This window comes from Pandoraea aquatica (assembly GCF_902459565.1).
Lineage (GTDB): Bacteria > Pseudomonadota > Gammaproteobacteria > Burkholderiales > Burkholderiaceae > Pandoraea > Pandoraea aquatica.
Genome location: NZ_CABPSN010000005.1, coordinates 290,982 through 313,998, shown reverse-complemented (window position 1 = coordinate 313,998; position 23,017 = coordinate 290,982). Strand labels below are relative to the sequence as shown.

Below are 23,017 nucleotides of genomic sequence, written 5' to 3'. Positions count from 1 at the left end.
GCTGACAACTCCTCGCTCAGGTCACCGTGCCACGGCGATGGAACTCGGGCTTGTCCCACGAACCGGTGCTCAGCACGTCGCGCAGAATCTCGACCGAATCCCACACGTCGGCAAAGCTCGTGTACAGCGGCGTCATGCCGAAACGCATGATGCGCGGCTCGCGATAGTCGCCGATCACGCCGCGCGCAATCAGTGCCTGAATCACGGCAAAACCTTCCGGATGCTCGAAGCTCACCTGCGAACCACGCGACGCGTGATCGCGCGGCGTCACCAACGTCAGCGGGAATTCGGCGCAACGCTCTTCAACCAGCTTGATGAACAGATCCGTCAGCGCGAGCGACTTGCGACGCAGTGCGTCCATCGACGTCTGCGCAAAGATATCCAGACCGCATTGCACCAGCGACAGCGAGACGATCGGCTGCGTGCCGCACAGGTAACGGCCGATGCCGTCGTCCGGGGTGTACTCCGGCGTCATCGCGAACGGCGTGCGGTGACCCCACCAGCCCGACAGCGGTTGCCAGAACGTGTCCTGGTGCTTCTTGTTGACCCACACGAATGCCGGCGAACCCGGACCGCCGTTCAGGTATTTGTACGTGCAACCCACGGCGTAATCGGCATCGGCGCCGTTCAGATCGACCGGCACCGCGCCCGCCGAGTGGCACAGATCCCACACTGCCAGCGCGCCGCTCGCATGAATCTCGGCCGTGCGCGCCTTCATGTCGTACATCGCGCCCGTGCGGTAGTTCACGTGCGTGAGCAGCACCACGGCAACGTCGTCGCCCAGCGCGCTTTGCAGCTCGTCCGGCGAGTCGATCAGGCGCAGCGAGTAACCGTCGTCGAGCAGACGCGTCAGGCCCTGCACGATGTACAGATCGGTCGGGAAGTTGCTGCGCTCGGAGATCACGACTTTGCGCTTGGGCGAACGCTCACGCTGCGCGTCGAGCGCGGCGGCCATCACCTTGAAAAGGTTGCTCGACGTGGTATCCGTCACCACGACTTCACCCTTGCCTGCACCGATGATCGGGGCGAGGTTGTCGCCGAGCGTGCGCGGCAGTGCGAACCAGTCGGCTTCGTTCCAGCTGCGGATGAGGCCCACGCCCCATTCGCCGGTAATCACTTCCTGCGCGCGCTTGGCCGACGCGATCGGACGCGCGCCCAGCGAGTTGCCGTCGAGATAGATCACATCCTTAGGCAGGTCGAACTGTGCGCGCAGCGGGGCAAGGGCATCGGCCGCGTCGAGGGCCAGACAATCGTTGCGAGAAGACGTCATGGTTTGCGTAGTTGAGTAATGAGTAAAAGCGTTGGATGAAAAAAGAAAACCGTGTGTGTCGCGATGCTCAGAGCGCGCGAAGCACTGCGCGCACCGGGCTTGCATCGAGCCGCATGAACTTCAGCGGCAGCGCGATGAGTTCGTAATCGGCCGGAGAGATGGCGTCGAGCACCAGCCCTTCGAGGATCGCCATGCGATGCGCACGAATGCGGTGATGGGCGTCCATCGTCTTGCTCTGCTGCGGATCGAGCGAGGGCGTATCGATGCCCACAAGCTTCACGCCGTGCGACGCCAGCAAATCGATCGTCTCCGGCGCAACGGCGCAGAACTCGCTGTCCCAGCGCGAAACCGGCGCTTGCGTATATGTGCGCAACAGCACGCGCGGCGGAACGTTGGTGAGGTGCGGCGCGACCATCTCGGGCGTGACGACCGGCGAAGCGCCAAGGCAATGGATCACCCGGCACGGCCCTAGATATGTCTGAAGATCGACTTCGCCGATGCAAACGCCCGCGTCGTCGTAATGACGTGGCGCATCGGCATGCGCACCAGTGTGCGGCGAGAGCGTGATGCGGCCGACGTTGACCGGGCAGCCGGGGCCGATCTGCCACACGGCTTCCTCGGTCAGCGGCGTGTCGCCGGGCCATACGGGCGTGTCTGCGGACAAGGGGGCGCTGATGTCCCACACGCGACGTTCGGTCGTGGTGGCCACTTCTGCGGTGTTGGCCGCGGCATTCGGAGCTTCCGGAGCGTTCGAAACGTTCATACGCAAGCGCTTGATAAAGCGCGTTTTGTGGAGGAAGAAATCCCAGATAGTGTAGGAAATTCTTCGCCGCAGGTGCTTGCGTATTCGAATGGCCGGGTAGGTTGAATTGAAATCAGGCAAACATTTTTGCCTGTTTCTCGGTGGATTCTTTTAAGTTTTGCGAATTTGATCGAATTCGATGCGAGTTCGCCCGAATTCGTCGGTGGGGTAATACGAGGGGAAGTGAGCGTGCGGGGAGGGCGACTAACCTCGATGCGTCATCTGGTCGATGAGCTCGCGCAGCGCTTCCTTGAGTTGTGCCGACTGCGTCTCGCCGAATCGGGCAAGCACGCTCGCCTCATGACGTCGCGCCCCCGCCAGCAGCGGGGTGACCTGGGCGATGCCCGCGTCGGTGAGCGTGACCAGCGATTGCCGGCGGTCAGTGGCGCTCTCGCCCCGCACGACGTCGCCCGAGGCTTCGAGCCGGTCGATGACCTTGGTCACGGTCGGCTGCTTGGCGAGCACGATGTCTGCGAGTTGATTGATGGTGCGCGCGCGCCCGTCGGACAACGTCGCAAGCACGCGCCACTCCAGCACGCCGAGACCGGCGGCAGCCACTTCGCGATGAAACTCGTCCGACACGAGCGCGCTCGCGCGGGCGAGCAGGTACAGCAGATAGTCGTCGACGAACGGTGTGTCGGAGGAAGCCGGTGTGACCGGCCGCGCAGCAGACATGATGTGCCTCAGCCCAGCGATTGCGGCTTGTGGAAACCGCCTGCGTGGAAGATCAGCGGCATGCGCTCAGCCACATCGGTATGCACACCGCAACGCTCCACTTCACCCACGAAGATGACGTGATCGCCTTCGTCGTAACGGCTACGGTTGTGGCATTCGAACCAGGCCAGCGCGCCATCGAGCACCGGGGTGCCCGACGCCGACAACGTGTACGGCACGCCCGCGAACCGGTCGCCCTTCATCGTTGCGAATCGCTTGCACAGATCGAGCTGATCGGCAGCGAGCACGTTCACGGCGTAATGTGTGTTTTCACGGAACACGGGCATGCTGCCCGCACGCGTGGCAAGACTCCACAAGATAAGCGGCGGCGTGAGCGACACCGAATTGAACGAACTGGCGGTGATGCCGATGAGCGAGCCGTCGTCGGCCCGCGTGGTGATCACGGTGACACCGGTCGCAAATTGACCGAGCGCACTGCGAAAAGCTGCGCTGTCGAAATCAGGCGCCGAGGCGCGATTGGCGTTCACTTTCCCTGCACTCCCGTCCGGCTAATTTGATCGGGTTGATTTGTATGAATATTCATATACTATGGCACGAACAACAGATCGACAAGACGCGTGACGGCCAACGTTGCCCGGCAAGGGCGCAAGGGTCAGACGCTCAGGAGACGATATGCTGATCGAGCGAATCGAGCATAAGTGGATCGACGTATTTGCCGAGACCTTGCGGCGCTGCGACATACGACCCGGTGATGTGGTGGCGATTGTAGCTGAAACGCAATCCCGGCCTATCAATGTGGAATTGGCGCAGTTGGCCGCCGAGGCGCTTGGCGCAAGGCCGTTCCGGCTGGTGGTGCCCAGTCCGCGTGTCAGTGCCCCGGTGCCTGTGCGCTCGACCGGCGCCAGCGACGCGCTGGGGCAACTCGCCCCCGTCGTGGCGGCCCTCAAGGCGGCGACACTCGTCGTCGACTGCACCGTCGAAGGCCTGTTGCACGCCCCCGAATTGCCCGAGATTCTGGGCGGCGGCGCGCGCGTGCTGATGGTGTCCAACGAACACCCCGAGATTCTGGAACGCTGCGCCACCGACCCGGCACTGGAGCCGAAAGTACGCGCCGCGATCAAGCGTTTGCGCAGTGCAGCAGAAATGCATGTGACGTCCGCTGCCGGCACCGATTTGCGCATCGGACTTCGCGATGCGCGCGTGGGGGGCGTGTGGGGCTGGTGCGCCAAACCGGGACAGGTCGCGCATTGGCCCGGCGGCCTCGCGCTGGCGTTTCCCGCAGCACACAGCGTCAACGGCCAGCTCGTGCTCGCGCCGGGCGACATCAATCTCACCTTCAAACAATATTTGCGCGATCGCATCGCGCTCACCGTCGAGGACGACTATGTCGTGGCCATCGACGGAGAGGGCGTCGACGTCGATCTCATGCGCGATTACTTCGCCGCGTGGGGCGACCGCGAGGCGTACGCCGTGTCGCACGTCGGCTTCGGCCTGAACCCGCGCGCTCGCTGGGATGCACTCGCCTGCTACGACAAGCGCGATTGCAACGGCACGGAGCAGCGCGCCTTCGCAGGCAACTTCCTGTACTCGACGGGGGCCAACGAGGTCGCGGGACGCCACACGCTGGGTCACTTCGATCTGCCATTGCGTAAATGCACGATTGCACTCGACGGCGATGTCGTCGTGCGCGACGGGCAACTCCAGGGCGAGTTCGCATGATGACGTCGCCATCGATGGCTGCGCCTGCTTGCCCCGCCTATCGGGAGTCCGGCGACGGTCCGCTCACGCTTGTACTGCTGCATGGTATCGGCGGGAACCGTCACGTCTGGCCCGCGCAGTTCGACACGTTCGTCGCCGCTGGCTACCGGGTGGTGGCGTGGGATATGCCGGGCTACGGCGATAGCGCCATGCCAACTGAGCCGACGATGGCGGCGCTCGCCGATAGCCTTCTTGCGTTGCTCGATACGTTGCGTTCGACGTCGGAGGCACCGCGCTTTGTCCTCGTCGGACACAGCATGGGCGGCATGGTCGTGCAGGAACTGATGGCGCGCGGCGCACCCTCGACCCGCGACGTCGTCGGTCTCGTGCTGTGCGGCACGTCACCGGCCTTCGGCAAACCGGACGGCGACTTCCAGCGCGAGTTCGTGCGTCAGCGCACGGCGCCGCTCGACGCGGGCAAGACCCTGCGCGAGATGGCCGAAGCGATCGTGCCGGGCATGCTCGGCGAGCCGGACGACGTGACACGCGCGAGCGCACATGCACTGGCCGTCGATGCGATGGGCGCGCTCACGCCGCCCGCATACCGCGCCGCGTTACAGGCCCTCGTCGGTTTCGAGCAACGCGCGGCATTGGCGCGACTGAACGTGCCGGTGTTGCTGGTCGCGGGCGAACACGACAACAACGCGCCACCGAAAGTCATGGCGCGCATGGCCGAGTCGATTCCGGACGCGCGCTACGTCTGCCTGCCCGGCGCAGGCCATCTCATGAATCTGACACACCCGGCCGCCTTCGACGCCGAGGTGCGCACCTTCCTCGCAACGCTCTAGAACAAACATCAGGAGACAACCGTGGCCTATCAGCCTCCCTCGATCGTCGGCGAGCACTTCCCGCTCACGGACAAGCAGCGGCGCTTGCTGGCGCTGGCAGAACAGGTCGGCCGCGAATCGCTCGCCCCACGCGCCGCGCGCTGGGACCGCGAAGCGTCGTTCCCGTTCGAGAACTACGACGACATGCGCGCTGCTGGCCTGCTGAAGTTGTGCATCCCGGAAGAAGACGGCGGGCTGGGCGCGGACTTCGCCACGTACATGATGGTGTCCGCCGAACTCGGCCGCCATTGCGGCGCGACCGCGCTCACGTTCAACATGCATACGTGCTCGATGATGTGGACCGGCATTCTGTCCGACGATCTCGACATGACGCCCGAGCAACGCACCGAGCATGCGGGCTATCGAAAGCACCACTTCGAGCGCGTGATTCAGGACGGCGCGATCTACGCGCAACCGTTCTCCGAAGGCAGCGCGGCGGCGGCAGGCAAGGCGCCGTTCGGCACCACGGCGACGAAAGTCGACGGCGGCTGGATGATCAACGGCCGCAAGATCTTCGCATCGCTCTCGGGCGCGGCGAACTACTACGGCGTGCTGTGCACGGAAGACAAGCCCGAGCTGTCGATGAAGGACACGTTCTACATCGCCGTGCCGGGCGACGCCCCGGGCGTGACCGTCACCGGCGACTGGGACCCGCTCGGCATGCGTGGCACGGTCTCGCGTACGCTGCTCTTCAAGGACGTGTTCGTGCCGGATGAGCTGCAACTGATGCCGCGCGGTGTCTACTATCAGGCCGCGAGCCGCTGGCCGCACATGTTCATGACGCTGGCACCGACCTATATGGGCATCGCGCAGGCGGCGTACGACTTCACCGTCAAGTATCTGCGCGGCGAAGCCGAGGGCATGGGCGCGCCGGTCAAGCGTCGTATGTATCCGACCAAGCAGATCGCCGTCGCGCAGATGCACATCATGCTGGAGCAAACGCGTGCGCTGTTCCTGCGAGCCTTGCAGGACGGCCGTGCCGATCCGGGCAAGGAAGCGCGTCTGCGCGCCTATGCAGCGCAGTACACGATCATGGAGAATGCGAACGAGTTGTGCCGTCTCGCGATTCGTACGTGCGGCGGCCAGTCGATGCTCAAGACCTTGCCGCTGGAGCGCATGTATCGCGATTCGCGTTGCGGCGCGCTGATGTTGCCGTGGACGGCCGAGCTGTGCCTCGACCGCATCGGCCGCGAGGCGCTGTACGAGCCGGGCGAGCGCGACGAGTGAGCCATCCCCGGGCGAGGCTTTCGCATCGCCCATCAGGAGTGCCGTGGTTCAGCGAATCGGCGAGACGATGACTGTCTCGCCGTCTCTCTTGTGACGGAGAAGAAGTTGACGCCTTTTGTAGAAGCGCTTGCCCGTCATGCGCGCGCCACGCCCAAGCGGCTGGCGCTGCGCTGCGGGTTCGGTGACGAAGCCCTCACGACCGCAACGACTGCCACGACTGATTACGCCGCGCTGTGGCGACGCGTCGAGCGCGTTGGCGGCCACCTGCGCGAGACGTGGCGCATTGCGCCGGGCGACCGCGTCGCCTGTCTCGGTCTGAACGACGAATTGCAACTGGCGCTGCTGTTTGCCTGCGCGCGCGCCGGTGCCATCTTTCTGCCGCTGAACTTCCGGCTTGCCGTGCCGGAACTGGCCGCCATCGTGCGTCATGCGGGCGTGCGCGTGCTGTGGTTCGACGCCACGCATCGCGACGCCGCACGTCAGATTCGCGACCTGCTCGAACAGGACACCATCACCGATCTGCCCCCACCGGCCATCGCGCCCATCGACGGCTTGATTGCGGTGCCGTCGGTCAAACCGGTCGACTACCCGGACGTGCCGGCCGATGCCCCCGTGCTGCTGGCTTACACGTCTGGCACGACCGGCGAACCCAAGGGCGCGTTGCACACGCAGGCCGGGCTGCTGGCCAATGCCGAAGCGAGCTGGTGGTCGCACGACATGCGTGCCGACGATCACATTCTTTCGACGCTGCCGATGTTTCACGTCGGCGGTCTGTGCATTCAGACGCTGCCCGCGCTGCTCTGTGGCGCAACCGTCACCTTGCATCCGCGCTTCGATCCGGCGGCATGGCTCGCCGATGTCGCGCGGCATCGCCCGACGCTCTCGCTGATGGTGCCCGCCACGATGCGCGCCGTGCAGACGCACCCCGCCTGGGGCGCGAGCGATCTCTCGTCGCTGCGGGGGGTGATGGCGGGATCGAGCGTGGTGCCGATGTCCGCCATCGACGCCTTCCACGCGCGCGGCATTCCACTCGGGCAAGTGTATGGCGCAACGGAGACGGGGCCGGTGTCCATCGCCTTGCGCTTCGGCGAGGCGAAGGCGCACCCCGGTGCGGTGGGGCGTGCGTGTCCTGGCGTGGAAGTGCGTCTGGTCGACCCGGCGGGGCAGGACGTGGCGCTCGGTGACGTCGGTGAAATTCTCGTGAGGGCGCCGAACGTGATGCGCGAGTATTGGCGTGCGCCCGATCACGTGTCGTTCGCCGATGGCTGGTTCCACTCCGGTGATCTGGCGCGACTGCGCGAAGACGGTTGCTATGAAGTCGTCGGCCGCAGCAAGGACATGATCATCTCGGGCGGCGAGAACATCTATCCCGCCGAAATCGAAAACGCGCTGGTCGATTGCCCGGGCGTGCTCGAAGCGTCGGTCGTCGGCGTGCCGGACGAACGCTGGGGAGAAGTGCCGGTGGCCGTGGTCGTGACAACGCCGCAAGCAGGCGCGACGCAGACGTCGGTACTCGACTTTCTCGGCACGCGCATCGCGCGCTTCAAACTGCCGCGACGCGTCGTCATTTTCGAGAGCTTGCCCAAGAGCGCACTTGGGAAAGTGCAAAAACCGATTCTCATCGAGTGGCTATCAAGCGCTGCGAATTCGCAAATGGCTACTAGAAGTCGCTAATCAGAAGCTTTATTCAAATCTTGCTTAAAAGCGCTGAATGCCTTGTCAGACAGGGGGTTCGGCGTTTTTTTATGCCCGACTTCCGCGATGCATAAGGGAAAGTCCCTATGCGTAATCTCCCAATTTGTTACCATCCGGTGAGAATTGCATTTTTTACTTTGGGAATTGCATCGCAAGATAGCGCCCATGTCGTCATCAGCGGCACAGCCTGCTGATTTTTTTGCTTTCTTTGGTTTTTGAAGACGATGGACACCACCGAAGCTCATTCGGTCTCCGAGCGCGTACTGCAAGTCCTCGTGACTGTAGCGCGTCATGGACGACCGATCGCGGCACGCGAGATCGCCGCGCAAACGAGCCTGCCGCTCTCTACGGTTTACCGCCACCTCGTTCCGCTCAAGAAGTGGGGGCTGGTACAGGAGCACGCCCATGAGGCGCTCTACGAACCGGGTCCGGTTGGCGTGCAATTGGCGTGGGGTTTCGACCACAACTCGCATCTTGTGACTCAGGCACGTGAAGAGATCGACGCCCTCGTGCAGCGCACCGGGGAGACCGTCGGTCTGCTCGTCGCCGCCAATGGTCAGGTCGTCTGCCTCGACATGCACGAGAGCGAGCAATCGCTGCGTTGCTCGTTCGCGAAAGGCCGCGCGCACCCGCTGGTGCACGGCGCCTCGGCCAAGGCCTTGCTCTCCTTCCTGCCCCAGACCACCCGCGAGAACCTGATCGGCCGTCAGCTGGCTGGCCAGCCGGTCGCGCAGGAGCGTCTTGCTGCGCAGATCGAAGAGATTCGCAAGCAACGGTACGCGGTGTCGGAGAGCGAAGTGGATTTCGGCGTCTGGGGCGTATCGGCTCCGGTCTTTGCCGCGAAGGAACGTCTGGAGGGCACCATCACGCTGATGGCGCCGGCCGTGCGTGTGGCGCAGCGCCACGAAGAGCTGATCCGCCTCACGGTGGCGGCAGCCGAGCGTATTTCGAATCGATTGCAGTACTTTTAACCGGTTTTTCCGAACCGAGACTACACGAAGGAGTACCAGATGAAATTGCGTCACATCCTGTTCACGATGGCGCTGGCCGTCACCTGCTCGAGCAAGGTCTTCGCTGCTGACGACGTGCTGCGTGTTGCCACCGACGCCACGTTCCCCCCGTTCGAGTATGTGGATAACGGCAAGCGCACCGGCTTCGACGTCGAAATGATCGAAGCGCTGGGCAAGGCCATGGGCAAGAAGGTCGAATGGACGGATATCGACTTCAAGGGTCTGATTCCGGCCGTGCTGTCCAAGCGTGTCGACGTGGCCGCCTCGGCGATCTACATCACCGACGAACGCCTGAAGGCCGTGAACTTCACGCACCCGTACTACACCGGCGGTCTGGCCATCATGGTCAAGGCTGACAACACCAGCATCAAGGAACCGGCCGATCTGAACGGCAAGAAGGTGTCGGTGCAGGTCGGTACGAAGTCGGTGCAGTTCCTGACGGAAAACTACCCGAAGGTCTCGCGCGTGGAAGTCGAGAAGAACGACCAGATGTTCGAACTCGTGAAGATCGGCCGTGCCGACGCCGCAGTGACGGGCAAGCCGGCAGCGCTGCTGTATGCCAAGGCCAACCCGAGCGTCAAGGTGCTCGACAAGACCCTGACCGTCGAGCGTTATGGCTTCGCGCTGCGCAAGGACGACAAGGCGCTGACCGAAGAAATGAACAAGGCGCTGGAAAAGGTGCGTGCTGACGGCACCTACGCCGCGCTCGTGACGAAGTACTTCGGCACGTCGAAGTAAGTCGCGTCATTCGCGAGTTGGTCGCATCACGTATGACCTGAGCAATACCGGGCGGGCTGGCCGTCACTCGTGTTGGAGTGACGTCGCCCGCCCAAGTAATAAAGCAATAGCGCAGTAGAGCAACTGACGGAGTACGCATGGAACTCGATTTTTCGCCGGTGTGGGCAAACTGGACGGACCTGGCGCGTGGCGCGCTGGTGACCGTCGAAGTCACCGCCTGCGCCCTGGCCCTCGGCTGTGTCCTGGGTTTGCTGGTCGGCATGGGCCGACTCAATCCGGCCAACCGCATTCGCTACGGCATCTGTACCGCGTACGTCACGTTCATTCGTGGCACGCCGCTGCTGGTGCAGCTCTTCATCCTGTTCTTTGGTCTGCCTCAGTTCAATATTCTGCTGCCGGCGTTTTTGTGCGGCGTGCTGGGTCTGGGCATCTATAGCGGTGCTTACGTCTCGGAAATCGTGCGCGGCGCCATCCAGTCGATCGAGCGTGGTCAGATGGAAGCCGCCCGCTCGCTCGGCATGCCTTACGGTCAGGCCATGCGCTCGGTGATTCTGCCGCAGGCAGTGGTGCGCATGATCCCGCCGCTGGGCAACGAATTCATCGCGCTGATCAAGAACTCCGCCCTTGTGTCGCTGCTCACGATTCATGACGTGATGCACGAAGGTCAGAAGATCATCAGCGTGTCGTATCGCTCGCTGGAAGTGTATCTGGCGATTGCATTTGTTTATCTGATTCTGACCGGTGTCACGACGCTGCTGCTGCAGCGCGCCGAGAAGTCCCTGCGTGCCGGAGGTGCCGTGCAATGAGCGAAGTGAAGACAACCAACGGCGCCCCGATCCTCAAGATCGAAGGGCTGGGCAAGGCTTACGGCAGCCATCAGGTCCTCAAGGGCATCGACTTCGAAGTGCAGCCGCGTCAGGTCGTCGTGGTCATCGGCCCGAGCGGTTCGGGCAAGAGTACGTTCCTGCGCTGCTGCAACGGTCTGGAAACAGCCGAGCAGGGCACCATCGAGATCGTCGGCAAGAAGCTCGTCGATCACGGCAAGATGATGGGCGAGAACGCACTGAACCATCTGCGCACGGAAGTGGGCATGGTGTTCCAGTCGTTCAACCTGTTCCCGCATCTGACGGTGCTCGATAACGTGACGCTCGCCCCGCGCAAGCTGCGCGGCATGAAGCACGCCGACGCCGAGAAGCTCGCCCGCGAACTGCTCACGAAGGTGGGTCTCGCCGCGAAGGCGGACGTCTACCCGGGCACGCTGTCCGGTGGTCAGAAGCAGCGCGTGGCGATTGCCCGCGCGCTCGCCATGCAGCCGCAGGTCATGCTGTTCGACGAACCGACGTCGGCACTCGATCCGGAACTGGTCGGCGAAGTGTTGCAGGTGATGAAAGCGCTGGCGAACGACGGGATGACGATGCTCGTCGTCACGCACGAAATGGGCTTCGCTCGCGAAGTCGCCGACGTGGTGGTCGTGATGGATCAGGGCCGCATCATCGAAGCCGGCTCGCCGGAGCAGATTTTCACGGCACCGCGCGAGGCGCGTACGCGTGAATTCCTGCAAGCAGTCATTACGCGTTCGGCGTAACGACCTGGCGGCACCGGCAGTGCCGGTGCTGGTCGGCGCGCGTCGATGCGAGTCGATGCGAGTCGATGAGTTAGGCAGAGTAATTCGGTAACGATCAGGTAAGGCAAGGCAGGAAAACGTATGACAATCGATCGAGCGGTCTGGCAAGGCCGTGTGGATACCGGCGAAACTGGGCACACGCTGCGTCTGCATCAGGTGCTGCGCGACTACGATGCTTGCGAAGCATCGGAAGTGGCGGGCGGCGCGGTGGTGCTGGGCTTTTGCAGTGACGAAGGCGTGCGTCGCAATCATGGACGTCAGGGCGCAGTTGCCGGTCCGGACATGCTGCGCCGGGCACTGGCGAGCCTGCCTGTGCAGGGCACGCCGGCCGTGTTCGACGGCGGCAACATCGTGTGTGCCGACGAACGGCTCGAAGCAGCGCAAGCCGCGCTGGGTCATCGTGTCGCCGAGGTGTTGGCGGCGGGTGCGCGTCCGGTGGTGCTGGGTGGCGGACACGAGATCGCTTACGGCACGTTCCTGGGCGTGGCGGAACACTACGGTGACCGTCTGCGCGACGAGCCGATTCTGATTCTCAACTTCGACGCCCACTTCGATCTGCGCGCACAGCCGACAGCCAGCTCCGGCACGCCGTTCTGGCAGATCTCGCAGTTGCTGGCGGGCCGTCAGGCGCCGTTCCACTACGCGTGTCTCGGCGTGAGCCGTTACAGCAACACCGATGCGCTGTTCGAGCGTGCCACCGCGCTGAACGTCGACTATTGGCTCGACTCGACGATGCTTGCGCACCGACTGCCGGAAATGTGCGAACAGTTGGAGAAGAAGCTGGCGAAGGTGAGCCACGTCTATCTGACCATCGACATGGATGTGCTGCCCGGCGAGAAGGCACCGGGTGTGTCGGCACCGGCCGCGCACGGTGTGGCGTTCGAAGTGGTGGAAGCGCTCATCGGCGTGGTGCGTCGTTCGGGCAAGCTGCGCGTGGCGGACATCGCCGAGTACAACCCGACGTACGACCGCGACGGTCTCACGGCACGTGTCGGTGCGCGACTGCTGCATCCGCTGATCACGCAGCTGCAGGGGTAAGCTGAACGGGTGGGCGCAAGGGTGAAGGGCAGGGTGAAGCGAACCGGCGAACGCATGAGCGCTTGAACGGTGCAGCTGCGGGGCGAGACGTACCGTTCATTCCGTTACGCACCGTGCCATGCTTAAGGTTATTTGCGCCGTTCGCGGGACTTCTGCGCGACAATAGGGCGGGCGATCGAACTCTCGATCGCCCGCCCTATTTGTTTGGTGCACTGCGGCATGCCGGACCGTCGCACGTGCGCACAATCGCAGTCGACAAGCGAGGTCAAGATGACAGAGCAGACGAACTCCCCGAGCGGTACCCGTACCGAAGTCGCCACGCTGGCTGGTGGTTGTTTCTGGTGTCTCGAAGCCTGCTATCAGCAACTGGACGGCGTGAAGTCTGTCGTCTCGGGTTATGAAGGCGGCCATGTCGACAATCCCTCGTACGAACAGGTTTGCGAAGGTGACACGGGCCACGCGGAAGTGGTGCAGGTGACCTACGACCCGGATGTCGTCACGTTCGAAGAAGTCCTGATCGTGTTCTTCCAGATTCACGATCCGACCACGCTCAACCGCCAGGGCAACGATGTCGGTACGCAATACCGCTCGGCGATCTTCTATCACAACGACGCACAGAAGGCGGCGGCCGAACACCTCATCGCCGAACTGATGGCGGAGATGACGTATCAGCATCCCATCGTCACCGAGGTCGTCGCGACGCAGACGTTCTGGCCCGCCGAGGCGTACCACCAGAACTACTTCCGTCAGCATCCCGATCAGGGCTACTGCGCCTATGTTGTCGCGCCGAAGCTCAAGAAATTCCGCGAGAAGTTCGCCCGTCGGTTGAAGCCGGCGGCGTAAGTGACGAGGCCTTGCGTGCAGCGCAAGGCTCGTCCTCGCTTGCGAACAAGTGGCGGCCGTCACAGGGCTCGCGGAATGGAGCGACAGGCGGTTAGCCCGACGCGGCGGAGTCGCTCACAGGATCGTGCAGTTGTAGAGCGGGTCGTGCTCACGCGACAGCGGATAAGGTGGATACGGAGGATGAGGTGGCGGACCGCTGTCCGCTGCCTTACGACGCGCGCGTTGTGCGTCCGTCGCTGTCGACAACGGAATCCGGCCCCACGCGCTGCCGCTACTGCTTCGCAAGGGCGGTGGTTCGGCACGCTGTCGACACCGTTCGATATGCCCGATGAAGGTGGCGATGCGGTGTTGCTGGTGCCGCGCATTTCTCAGACGTTGATCCAACGGCGCATCAGGCGTTGCCACGGCCGCCGCGATCGCTGCTGCCTCCGACTTGAAGGGGGCTCTGAGTTCTACCGATGACGGGAAGGCTGTGCGCCTCATGGCTTCAAGCGCTTGAAGGGCTTCATGCGCCGCAAATGCGCCAACCCCTGCTGCACCGTAATGGAAGTCGAGAATGCGTCTGTGGTCGCGCACGACTTCCGCCGCGTGCGGGCTGTCGCTATCAAGGTAAGACAACTCACGCGCGCCTGCCTCATGTAACGCGTCATCCCCTGGCGTATCGACGTCAGCGAGATCGGGCAACTCGCTTCGCCCGATGGCCACGATCTGTGCGCCCACGTCATACCGTAACGCTTCCAATGTTCCCGGCAGATATTGCGGCTCGTCGCGGAGCAGTGAAGGCAATCCCAGCGATTTCAATCTCGCTTCGAGCAATGCGGTGCCGCCCTCCGGATGCAGCGCCAGCGCGGTCGCGACCGAATGCCGAAGCTCCGCGTTGCGCGCATAGCGTCGCGACGGACACCCCTCCTTGGGCGTGACCAGGGCCGCGAGCACGTTGTGCATGTAGTCGTCCAAATGCACGCCCTGACACGGCGTTTCCGTAGGGACGGCATGCGCTTTTATCCCCACGGGGGCCGTGCGAACGGTATGCCCCTCGGGCAAGCGATTCCTGATGCTGGTGAACTGCGATGCCGGACGGGCGTTGTCGGGTGCCTCGCCTGCTTGGATTTGCCAGTTCGACAATTGCGGCCAGTAACCCGGAAGCGGTTGTGACGGTGCGGGCATGAAGTCCTCTCTCAAAGTCTGTCGTTGCTGTCATGGCTGGCGTCGGGCAGTCGCCCAACGGGGCGCGGCGCTCGCGAGATCCTGCGAAGCGTCAGAGAATGACGCAGGGACCGGTTTGCATCGTGTCGAGCGGTGAGACGGGATACACGCGCGATCCGCTGGCCAGGATTGAACGTGCGGGGCGCCCGAGGCGTCGACACCGCGTGAGGTGCGCAGTGAAATCCGAGAGATGTGTTTCGTCTTGTCCAGCGTTGACGTAGCCCGTCGGCGGTAGCGCCGTATGGCCTCGCATGCCAGCCGCCCGGTAGTGGAAGTCGAGGATCGACGCATGGTCCTCTCTGACCAGCGGGGCGACAGGGTCACCTTGACGAAGATGGGCCAACTCGCATTCGCCGGCAAAACGAAATGCTGCTGCCTTGCTATAGGGGTCGGTCTCCGGGAGTTTGAAGCGCCCAAGACGAATGGCGTTTGCCCCGACGTCGTAACGCATCGCACCGAGCGTCCCGGGTAAATACGTCGGATCGTCACGCAGCAAAGAGGGGTACCCCAACGCCTCGATTCGTTTAGCCACGCTCACCCCTTCGCCATCCGGGTGAAGCGCCAGCATTTCGGCAAGTTCTGCTCGGAGCGCGGCATTGCTCGCGAACGTTCGAGGAGCGCATTCGCCGCGAGGCGTGATGAACTCGGCGAGGGCATTGGCCAGGTATTTGTCGACCGGTGTCGGTTGGCATCCAAAAGCGCGGCGAGTCGATTTGACGAAGGCGTCGCCCCGATCCGTTGGCGATTCCTTGTCGATGACCGGCACAATGCCCCTGACCACTTGCGTTTCAATGGCGATCGACGGGATGACGGGGAGATCGACATTGGACGTGGCCGAAACAACGTTTCTGACCGCTTGTATTTCGATGGCGGTCGACGGGATGACGAAGTCGGCGTTGGACGTGGCCGACGCAGCGTTCGCGCGGGCCTGCGCAAGCGAAGCCCCAAATGTGAGAAACGGCATGGTCAAAGCTCCCTGAGCGTGGATACATCGTGGAAGAAGATGTGACGGCACGAGGAATGGCGAACCTCGTGCGTTGTGCAAACGCCGACATCGCGTCACGTCCACCTGCGGACCCCTCGAACGCCTACCGCATCTACCCGGCGACAGTTGCCGCGCCACCGGTCACTGAAGCGAAGAGGATCAGGCAGGGCTCGCCCACGTCTGCCGCATGCCCATAGGCGGCGTCGAAATGATCGAAGTAGAACGCTTCGGCGGGGCAGGGCACTTGTTGCGTGACGATGGCGAACTGGTGGTGATCGAAACGAATATCGAGATACGTGAGGCTTGCGTAAAACCAGACGACATACCCGGCGTACGGCAGTGTCTCGGGAATCTCCGGGAGTGCGGCCGTTTCCTGCGTCGACGCTTGTGCGTCAGCCGTTGCCTCGCCGCGCTGGGCGTTCAGCCATCGTCGATAGTCTTCGCGCGCAGGGCGTTGTTTCATGGGCGTATCTCCAGAGAAGTGACGACGACGCTTTGCGAAGCGTCGAGCGATGGTGCGACCGTTGTTAAAGCGCGGTTTTGGCGAATGCGCCGGGGATTGACGTATTTGCTGCGGTGCACGCCCGGCCAGGACACATCGATGATGCCCGCCGCCGAGGGGCGTGGGGTTGTGGCGCGTCCGAAAGGGGGATCGGACAACGCCCCGATTTCAGGGGATGGGGGCCAACACGAGATGCAAAACGAACGTTTGTTGAATTTTTTATGGATATTCGTTGAATTTAATTTTGTGATGACTTCGCAACAGCGCAAGAGGAGGCGGGGGACGCAGAACGAGGCATGCCGGGGGCTCTGGGCCGGAAATGCGCGTCATGCATAACCGTTCATATATTCATTATTTTTCGCATAAAATGGCGGCTCCCCTCCATGAAGTCTTCAGGTAGTTTGCCGTGCGCCCCCTGCCTTTCCGCGATGCGTTGATGGCCATGATCGGCATCGCGCTCGTCAACATGCTGGTCGCCCTCGACCAGACCGTCGTCAGTACAGCACTTCCCTCCATCGTCGCCGAGCTCAAGGGTTTCGAGTATTACGCCTGGATTGCGAGCATTTATTTGCTGGCCTCCGTCGTGACCGTGCCGGTATTCGGGCGGCTCGGCGATTACTTCGGTCGACGCAAGTTCGTCATCGCCTCGGTGCTGACGTTCACGTTCGCCTCCCTGCTGTGCGGGCTCGCCCCCAACATGCCGTTCCTCGTGTTCGCGCGCGGCCTGCAAGGCATTGGCGGCGGGATGATGGTCGGCACGGCCTTCGCGTCCGTTCCGGACCTGTTTCCGGATGCCCGTTCGCGTGTGCGCTGGCAGGTGGTGATCACTACGGCGTATGGCATCGGTACGGCGGCTGGCCCGTCGCTTGGCGGTCTGCTCTCCGAGCATTTCGGCTGGCGCTCTACCTTCTTCGTCAACCTGCCGGTCGGGCTGGCGGCGCTGTACTTCGTCTGGCGCTATCTGCCGAAATTCCCGCCCGCGCACAAGGGCGACGTTCGCGTCGACTGGCGCGGGGCGCTCTGGATCGCAGTGGTATTGGGCGGCTTTCAGGTGTTTATCGAGAGCGTGCCCGAGCATGGCGCATCGCTGGTCAATCTCGCGCTGATCGCCGCCGTCGCGATCGGGTTCTGGGCGTTGCTGCGCACCGAACGGCGCGCGACGCATCCGATCGTGCCGCTCGACATGTTCCGCCATCCGCAGCTCGTGGTGCTGTTCACGCTCTCCGTGCTGATCGGCTTCGTGATGTATTCGCTGATCTTCTTCGCGCCGCTGTTGTTGCAAGGCGGCTTCGGCCTCAGCCCGCAGGCTGCCGGGCTGATCGCGACGCCGATTGCGGCATGCATCGCGCTGGGCAGCTTCATCAATACACCGGTGGTGGTGCGTCTCGCACGGCCGACGAACATGCTGGTCATCGGCTTTTGCCTGCTCGCGGTGGCCTCAGTGGGCGTGGGGGTGGCGCATAACACTACGCCGCACGGCCTGCTTGCGTTGGCGATGGCCTGCGCAGGCATCGGCATCGGCTTCATCCTGAACAACATGAACGTGTTCGGGCAGGAGATCGCCGGGCGCGAGCGCTTCGGCATCACGACCGCACTGCTCCAATCGACGCGCATGGTCGGCGGCATGCTGGGCACGACCATCGTCGGTACGCTGGTCAATCACTGGTACGCGCGTGGTGTGGCCGGGGCCGTGACGAGCTACGACGGCACGCCCGCAGCGCACGCCGTGGCGCGCGCCCTCGATCCGCGCATCCTGATCGACCCGGCGCTGCGCACCGACTTGCTGACCGACCTGCGTGCCATGGGCATCGACGGCCTGCCGCTGGTCGAAACGGCACGTCAGACGCTGGTCAACGCTGTGCACGCTGGCGTGCTGCTCACGGGCGTGGCCGCTATCGTGGCCGCCTTGCTGGTGCGCCGCATTCGTCAGATCCAGTTCCCTAAGCGGGTCGACCGAACGGTGGTCGTTGCGCCGGAATAGCGCCGGAATAATCCGAATGGCGTTCGGCACTGTCTGATCGGGCATTGCCGAACGGCGGAAAGCGCCCGGAAATCAGGCGGCTGGCCGGGCAAAACGGTCTCAAACTGCCGGGCCCGGCCCGACCTCGTTTACAATGCGCGGTGTTTGCCGGGTGAGCCGGCATCACCGAATTTTGTGAATGAGGTTTCCATGATCATCAAGCCACGCGTGCGCGGCTTCATCTGCGTCACCACCCATCCCGTCGGCTGCGAAGCCAACGTCAAGCAACAGATCGAGTACGTCAAGGCGCAAGGCCCGATCGCGAACGGCCCGAAGAAGGTGCTCGTGATCGGCGCGTCGACCGGCTACGGTCTGGCTGCCCGGATTACCGCCGCCTTCGGCAGCAACGCCGACACGCTGGGCGTGTTCTTCGAGCGCGCCGGTAGCGAGACCAAGCCGGCCACGCCGGGCTGGTACAACACCGCCGCCTTCGACAAGTTCGCCACCGAAAAGGGCCTCTACGCGAAGAGCATCAACGGCGACGCCTTCTCCAAAGAAATCAAGGCCAAGACCATCGAGACGATCAAGAACGATCTCGGTCAGGTCGATCTGGTCGTGTATAGCCTGGCGGCTCCGCGCCGCACGCATCCGGAAACGGGGCAGGTGTTCAACTCGGTGCTCAAGCCGGTCGGCAAGTCGGTGACGCTGCGCGGCATCGATACGGACAAGGAAGTCGTGAAGGAGTCGGTGTTCGAACCGGCCTCGCAGGAAGAGATCGAGAACACGGTTGCCGTCATGGGCGGCGAAGACTGGCAGATGTGGATGGACGCGCTGGCCGAAGCCGGTGTGCTCGCCCCGGGTGCCAAGACAACCGCCTTCACGTATCTCGGCGAGAAGATCACGCACGACATCTACTGGAACGGTTCCATTGGCGCGGCCAAGAAGGATCTGGACGAGAAGGTGCTGGGCATTCGTGCGAAGCTCGCCCCGACCGGCGGCGATGCGCGCGTTGCCGTGCTCAAGGCACTCGTCACGCAGGCCAGCTCGGCGATTCCGATGATGCCGCTGTATCTGTCGCTGCTGTTCAAGGTCATGAAGGCCAAGGGCACCCACGAAGGTTGTATCGAACAGATCTACGGTCTGTACAAGGACAGCCTGTACAACGCGTCGCCGCTGCTCGACGAAGAAGGCCGTGTGCGTACCGACCAGAAGGAACTGTCGCCGGAAGTGCAGAGCGAAGTCTCGGCGCTGTGGGATAAGGTGACGAACGAGAACCTGTACGAACTGACGGACTTCGCGGGTTACAAGCACGAGTTCCTGCGTCTGTTCGGCTTCGAGATCGAAGGCGTGGACTACGACGCCGACGTGAATCCGGACGTCGCAATTCCGCACCTCGTCGCGTAAGCGCGTCGCGCCTTTCGCGTTCGAATGACGATGGCCTGAGTCTGGCGTAACTGCCGGCTCAGGCCATTGTCGTTTCTGGGGTGTGCGTCGGGGCGCGCAATGGCGACTCGGCAGTACCGGTCAGTCTGCGCTACCTTCGGCGGACGTCTGCGACAACTCGGAAATGCGCTCGGCCAGCGCCTTGCACGACAACGGCGACGACCCTTCCGCCTTGTTGTTGACGATGACGTAGACGGGGTGCCCGGCCAGTGCATAGTGCGTGGCCAGTGCGGCGAGCACGTCGCGCGTCGTCGGATCGGGATCGACGATCTTGTCGAACGGTGCGTACTTCGCTTTCGCCTGTTCGTACTTATGGCCGCTGTTCAGATTCCAGCGGACCACGAGCGGCCCTGCGCCCATCTCGTCGAGCAATGCCAGTGCGGCGGCCTGACGCTCCACGTGCGGCATGCGCGCATGCAGACCGATGCAATAACGCACACCCAGTTGCCCCAGCGTGCGCATGAGACGCGGCGTCAGCAGCGCACCATCGCGAATCTCCAGCGCGTAGCAGGGGCCAGGCGCTGTCGTCCCGTCGGGCAGCGTCTCGCCTTGCGGCAAGGGGGGAAGGGCGGAGAAAAACGATTCGATGCGCTGAACTAACGCGGGGATATCGCGTAGCAGCTCGGTCGGCAGCGGCGACATCTGAAACACGAGCACACCGGCCTTCGACCCCAGTCCTGCAAGGCAGGGCGCGACGAATTGCTCGGTAGCGATGCGCGCGTCGAGAAAACATGGGTTCGTGCTGAGTCCTTCGCCTTTCTCGCCACGCACGACCGCATCCGTCACGACGCTCGGTGCTTTCACCAGAAAGCGAAAATCCTTCGGAACCTGTTCGGCGTACTTCTGGTACTCGACGATCGACATCGGCTTGTAAAACGACCGGTCGATGCCGACGCAACGCAGCACGGGATGGCTGGCGTAAGCGGTGAGTCCCTGACGCGAGAGTTTGGTGTCGCTGTAATCGTCGTCCCAGACAATGCCTTTCCAGCCCGGGAAGGACCACGACGAGGTGCCGAGACGGATGTTGCCGGGCAGGCGGTCGCCCAGCGTTTGTACATCGGGAGAAAGGTCGGCCGCGCCGACACCACCGCCATTAAGCGATGGACGTCGGCCCTCGGAAGAGGCCGCAGACGCGGACTTGCCGTCGACCTGCCCGGCGCGTCCCCCTGGCGCTGGATCGTCAGGCGGCGCGCCGAACAGATCGATCTGACTCATTGATTGTTGCGATTCTCGTACATGTAACGGCGCGACCACGGAAGCTGCTTCGCCGATTGTCCTGCCTTGCGGCACACGACCTGATAGATCGAGACGTGATCGTGCTCGAACGCATAGGCGCAACCCGCAAGATACACGCGCCAGACACGGAAGCGTTCTTCGCCGGCCAGCTCGCGCAGACGCGGCGCGTTCGCTTCGAAGCGCTCCGACCACAGCCTGAGCGTTTGGGCGTAGTGACGGCGCAGACTTTCCACGTCGCTCGCCTCGAGTCCGCCGCGCTGCATCGACTCCAGCGCCAGGCTGATGTGCGGCAGCTCGCCGTTCGGGAACACGTACTTGTCGATGAACTCGCCACCGCCCATCGCCGTCTCGCCGCTATCGGGATCGGTCGACGTGATGCCGTGGTTCATGGCGACGCCGTCGTCCTTGAGCAGGGAAGCCATCTTCGCGAAGTAGTCCTTCAGATTCTTGCGCCCGACGTGCTCGAACATGCCCACGCTCGTGATGCGGTCGAACTGACCTTCCACGTCGCGGTAATCCTGAATGCGGATCTCGATCTTGTCTTCCAATCCGAGCTTTTTGACACGTTCGGTCGCCAGTGCGAACTGATTTTCCGAGAGCGTCACGCCGAGGCACTTCGCGCCGAACTTCTGCGCGGCGCGAATCACCAGGGCTCCCCAGCCACAGCCGATATCGAGCAGCGTCTGGCCAGGTTGCAGTCCGATCTTCGTGAGGATGTGATCGATCTTCTTCTCTTGCGCCGTGTCGAGGTCTTCGTCGCCATTTTCGAAATAGGCACACGAATAGACCATGTTCTTGTCCAGCCACAGCTGGTAGAACTCGTTCGACACGTCGTAGTGAAACTCGATCGAGCGCTTGTCGGACTTCTTGGTGTGATTGAAGTGACGCACGGCACGCTCAAGCGGACCGATGGTCGTCAGGCTGCTGCCCGCGAGCGCGTAGCTCATGTCGATGACGTCGGCCAGTCGGCCTTCGACATCGATCTCACCCTTCACATACGCCTCGCCGAGATTATCGAGGCTTGGACTCAGTAGACGCGTCATGGCCGCGGGGCCATTGATGCGCAACGTTACGCTGGGGTTGTCGAAGGCACCAAAATCGTACTGCTGACCGTTCCAAAGCGCGAGGCGAATGGGCAGGTTCGAAGAGGTCTTGACGCCGCTGACCCAGTTTTCGAGTTTTTTCTCCCACAACATGGATGTGCTCCAAGTGTCACCAAAAAAACTTTCATCCGTACCGTCGGCACGGTGACGTCTCCTCGTCGAAAACGGGCGGGCAGGCGTACCGCGTCGGCGTAGCCGACACAACAACGTTTAAGGGGACAGGCGCGCGACGCGCCACGCTCCATCGGCAAGCCGGAAAAATTTGATGCGATCGTGCAGGCGCGATTCGCGGCCCTGCCAAAACTCGATGGTTTCCGGCACGAGCCGGTAACCACCCCAGTGCGGCGGACGCGGCGGGGCGTCGCCGAACTGGCGCCGGAACTCCGCTTCGCGTTGCTCGATGATTGTGCGGTCGGCCACTTCGGCGCTCTGCACCGAGGCCCACGCGCCAAGGCGGGAACCCACCGGGCGCGAATGGTAATAAGCGTCGCTTTCTTCTGCGCTCACCTTCTCGACACGCCCCTCGATGCGCACCTGACGCTCAAGTTCGATCCAGTGAAACAGCAGGCAACCGTACGGCGTGGCCGCCAACTCCTGACCCTTGCGCGAATCGTAATTCGTAAAGAACGTGAACCCGCGTTCGTCGGCGCCTTTGATGAGCACGATCCGTGCATCGGGGCGGCCGTCCGGCGTGACCGTGGCGAGCGTCATGGCGTTCGGCTCGGCCAGTTGGGCCGCGAGCGCTTGCTCAAACCAGAGTCGGAATTGGTCGAACGGGCTGGACGCGACATCGGTCTCCGAAAGTGAGCCGAGGGCGTAGTTTTTGCGCAGGTCCGCGAGAGAAAGCGTCTGGTTCACGACGATCGTAATCGGTCTGGTGCGTTGGGGGTTGCGACACAGTATAGCGAAGAGTTAGGGAAATTGCGCACGTGGCGATTTGTCGCATCGTGCGCGCAACGATCCGCTGAATGCCCCGTGGAATGGGCATCTCACGCTATGTGCTTGATATTTAATGAGTGAAGTATTTCCGTTCAGAGCCGCACCCTGTCCCGAAAATCACCCCGGAAGGCGACGG

At 63.1% G+C, this 23,017-nt stretch carries 22 protein-coding genes; 12 read left to right on the top strand and 10 right to left on the bottom strand.

All coding sequences use genetic code 11. The annotated features are described in order from the left end of the window. Positions 1–16: 16 nt before the first annotated feature. The 4 genes from kynU to PAQ31011_RS18450 all read right to left on the bottom strand — a co-directional run bounded on the left by kynU (position 17) and on the right by PAQ31011_RS18450 (position 3,274). Positions 17–1,270 carry a kynureninase gene (kynU, locus tag PAQ31011_RS18465; RefSeq protein WP_150577182.1) on the bottom strand — a complete coding sequence of 418 codons (1,254 nt, stop codon included), beginning with the start codon at positions 1,268–1,270 and terminating at the stop codon, positions 17–19. Positions 1,271–1,337: 67 nt separating this feature from the next. Continuing rightward, complete coding sequence (gene kynB / locus PAQ31011_RS18460; RefSeq protein ID WP_150577181.1) at positions 1,338–2,033, bottom strand: arylformamidase; 696 nt, start codon at positions 2,031–2,033, stop codon at positions 1,338–1,340. A 243-nt stretch (positions 2,034–2,276) separates the two neighbouring features. Then, on the bottom strand, positions 2,277–2,747 hold the full coding sequence (locus PAQ31011_RS18455; RefSeq protein WP_150577180.1) for a MarR family winged helix-turn-helix transcriptional regulator: 471 nt from the start codon (positions 2,745–2,747) through the stop codon (positions 2,277–2,279). Between the two features lie 8 nt (positions 2,748–2,755). Further along, positions 2,756–3,274 (bottom strand): flavin reductase family protein, encoded by a 519-nt coding sequence (locus tag PAQ31011_RS18450; RefSeq protein WP_039396694.1) that lies wholly within the window; start codon positions 3,272–3,274, stop codon positions 2,756–2,758. A gap of 145 nt (positions 3,275–3,419) precedes the next feature. Between PAQ31011_RS18450 and PAQ31011_RS18445 the strand changes: the two genes are divergently transcribed. From PAQ31011_RS18445 to msrA, 10 genes are all read left to right on the top strand, one after another. Then, a complete protein-coding gene (locus PAQ31011_RS18445) occupies positions 3,420–4,466 on the top strand; it encodes a 2,5-dihydroxypyridine 5,6-dioxygenase NicX family protein (RefSeq protein ID WP_150577179.1) in 1,047 nt (348 codons plus the stop codon). Further along, positions 4,463–5,293 (top strand): alpha/beta fold hydrolase, encoded by an 831-nt coding sequence (locus PAQ31011_RS18440; protein ID WP_150577178.1) that lies wholly within the window; start codon positions 4,463–4,465, stop codon positions 5,291–5,293. Before PAQ31011_RS18445 ends, PAQ31011_RS18440 begins: the two co-directional genes overlap by 4 nt. Positions 5,294–5,314: 21 nt before the next feature. Continuing rightward, on the top strand, positions 5,315–6,559 hold the full coding sequence (locus PAQ31011_RS18435; protein ID WP_150577177.1) for an acyl-CoA dehydrogenase family protein: 1,245 nt from the start codon (positions 5,315–5,317) through the stop codon (positions 6,557–6,559). 105 nt (positions 6,560–6,664) lie between these two features. After that, on the top strand, positions 6,665–8,233 hold the full coding sequence (locus PAQ31011_RS18430; protein ID WP_150577176.1) for a class I adenylate-forming enzyme family protein: 1,569 nt from the start codon (positions 6,665–6,667) through the stop codon (positions 8,231–8,233). A 245-nt stretch (positions 8,234–8,478) separates the two neighbouring features. Beyond that, positions 8,479–9,225 (top strand): IclR family transcriptional regulator, encoded by a 747-nt coding sequence (locus tag PAQ31011_RS18425; protein ID WP_039396700.1) that lies wholly within the window; start codon positions 8,479–8,481, stop codon positions 9,223–9,225. 39 nt (positions 9,226–9,264) lie between these two features. After that, positions 9,265–10,002 (top strand): transporter substrate-binding domain-containing protein, encoded by a 738-nt coding sequence (locus PAQ31011_RS18420; RefSeq protein WP_150577175.1) that lies wholly within the window; start codon positions 9,265–9,267, stop codon positions 10,000–10,002. Between the two features lie 137 nt (positions 10,003–10,139). Further along, positions 10,140–10,808, top strand: coding sequence for an amino acid ABC transporter permease (locus PAQ31011_RS18415; RefSeq protein WP_150577174.1), 669 nt, complete (start codon positions 10,140–10,142; stop codon positions 10,806–10,808). After that, positions 10,805–11,587 (top strand): amino acid ABC transporter ATP-binding protein, encoded by a 783-nt coding sequence (locus tag PAQ31011_RS18410; protein WP_150577173.1) that lies wholly within the window; start codon positions 10,805–10,807, stop codon positions 11,585–11,587. The genes PAQ31011_RS18415 and PAQ31011_RS18410 overlap by 4 nt, the downstream gene beginning before the upstream one ends. A gap of 120 nt (positions 11,588–11,707) precedes the next feature. Further along, a complete protein-coding gene (hutG, locus tag PAQ31011_RS18405) occupies positions 11,708–12,664 on the top strand; it encodes a formimidoylglutamase (RefSeq protein ID WP_150577172.1) in 957 nt (318 codons plus the stop codon). Positions 12,665–12,934: 270 nt separating this feature from the next. Next, a complete protein-coding gene (gene msrA / locus PAQ31011_RS18400) occupies positions 12,935–13,507 on the top strand; it encodes a peptide-methionine (S)-S-oxide reductase MsrA (RefSeq protein ID WP_150577171.1) in 573 nt (190 codons plus the stop codon). Between the two features lie 114 nt (positions 13,508–13,621). On the opposite strand, the gene PAQ31011_RS18395 is transcribed toward msrA, so the two are convergent. The 3 genes from PAQ31011_RS18395 to PAQ31011_RS18385 all read right to left on the bottom strand — a co-directional run bounded on the left by PAQ31011_RS18395 (position 13,622) and on the right by PAQ31011_RS18385 (position 16,161). Then, positions 13,622–14,674: a hypothetical protein gene (locus tag PAQ31011_RS18395; RefSeq protein WP_150577170.1), complete on the bottom strand. Its 1,053-nt coding sequence runs from the start codon at positions 14,672–14,674 to the stop codon at positions 13,622–13,624. A gap of 91 nt (positions 14,675–14,765) precedes the next feature. Continuing rightward, positions 14,766–15,728, bottom strand: coding sequence for a hypothetical protein (locus PAQ31011_RS18390; RefSeq protein ID WP_150577169.1), 963 nt, complete (start codon positions 15,726–15,728; stop codon positions 14,766–14,768). Between the two features lie 82 nt (positions 15,729–15,810). Then, positions 15,811–16,161 (bottom strand): hypothetical protein, encoded by a 351-nt coding sequence (locus PAQ31011_RS18385; protein ID WP_150577168.1) that lies wholly within the window; start codon positions 16,159–16,161, stop codon positions 15,811–15,813. Positions 16,162–16,642: 481 nt separating this feature from the next. Between PAQ31011_RS18385 and PAQ31011_RS18380 the strand changes: the two genes are divergently transcribed. Continuing rightward, on the top strand, positions 16,643–18,181 hold the full coding sequence (locus PAQ31011_RS18380; RefSeq protein WP_150577295.1) for an MFS transporter: 1,539 nt from the start codon (positions 16,643–16,645) through the stop codon (positions 18,179–18,181). Between the two features lie 189 nt (positions 18,182–18,370). Then, positions 18,371–19,564: an enoyl-ACP reductase FabV gene (fabV, locus tag PAQ31011_RS18375; protein ID WP_150577167.1), complete on the top strand. Its 1,194-nt coding sequence runs from the start codon at positions 18,371–18,373 to the stop codon at positions 19,562–19,564. Between the two features lie 120 nt (positions 19,565–19,684). On the opposite strand, the gene PAQ31011_RS18370 is transcribed toward fabV, so the two are convergent. The 3 genes from PAQ31011_RS18370 to pdxH all read right to left on the bottom strand — a co-directional run bounded on the left by PAQ31011_RS18370 (position 19,685) and on the right by pdxH (position 22,800). Next, positions 19,685–20,818 (bottom strand): DUF72 domain-containing protein, encoded by a 1,134-nt coding sequence (locus PAQ31011_RS18370; RefSeq protein ID WP_150577166.1) that lies wholly within the window; start codon positions 20,816–20,818, stop codon positions 19,685–19,687. Then, entirely contained in the window at positions 20,815–22,035 is a 1,221-nt protein-coding gene (locus tag PAQ31011_RS18365) for an SAM-dependent methyltransferase (RefSeq protein WP_150577165.1), read from the bottom strand. The genes PAQ31011_RS18370 and PAQ31011_RS18365 overlap by 4 nt, the downstream gene beginning before the upstream one ends. Before the next feature lie 117 nt (positions 22,036–22,152). Beyond that, positions 22,153–22,800, bottom strand: a complete 648-nt coding sequence (pdxH, locus tag PAQ31011_RS18360; protein ID WP_150577164.1) for a pyridoxamine 5'-phosphate oxidase — start codon at positions 22,798–22,800, stop codon at positions 22,153–22,155. Positions 22,801–23,017: the final 217 nt, after the last annotated feature.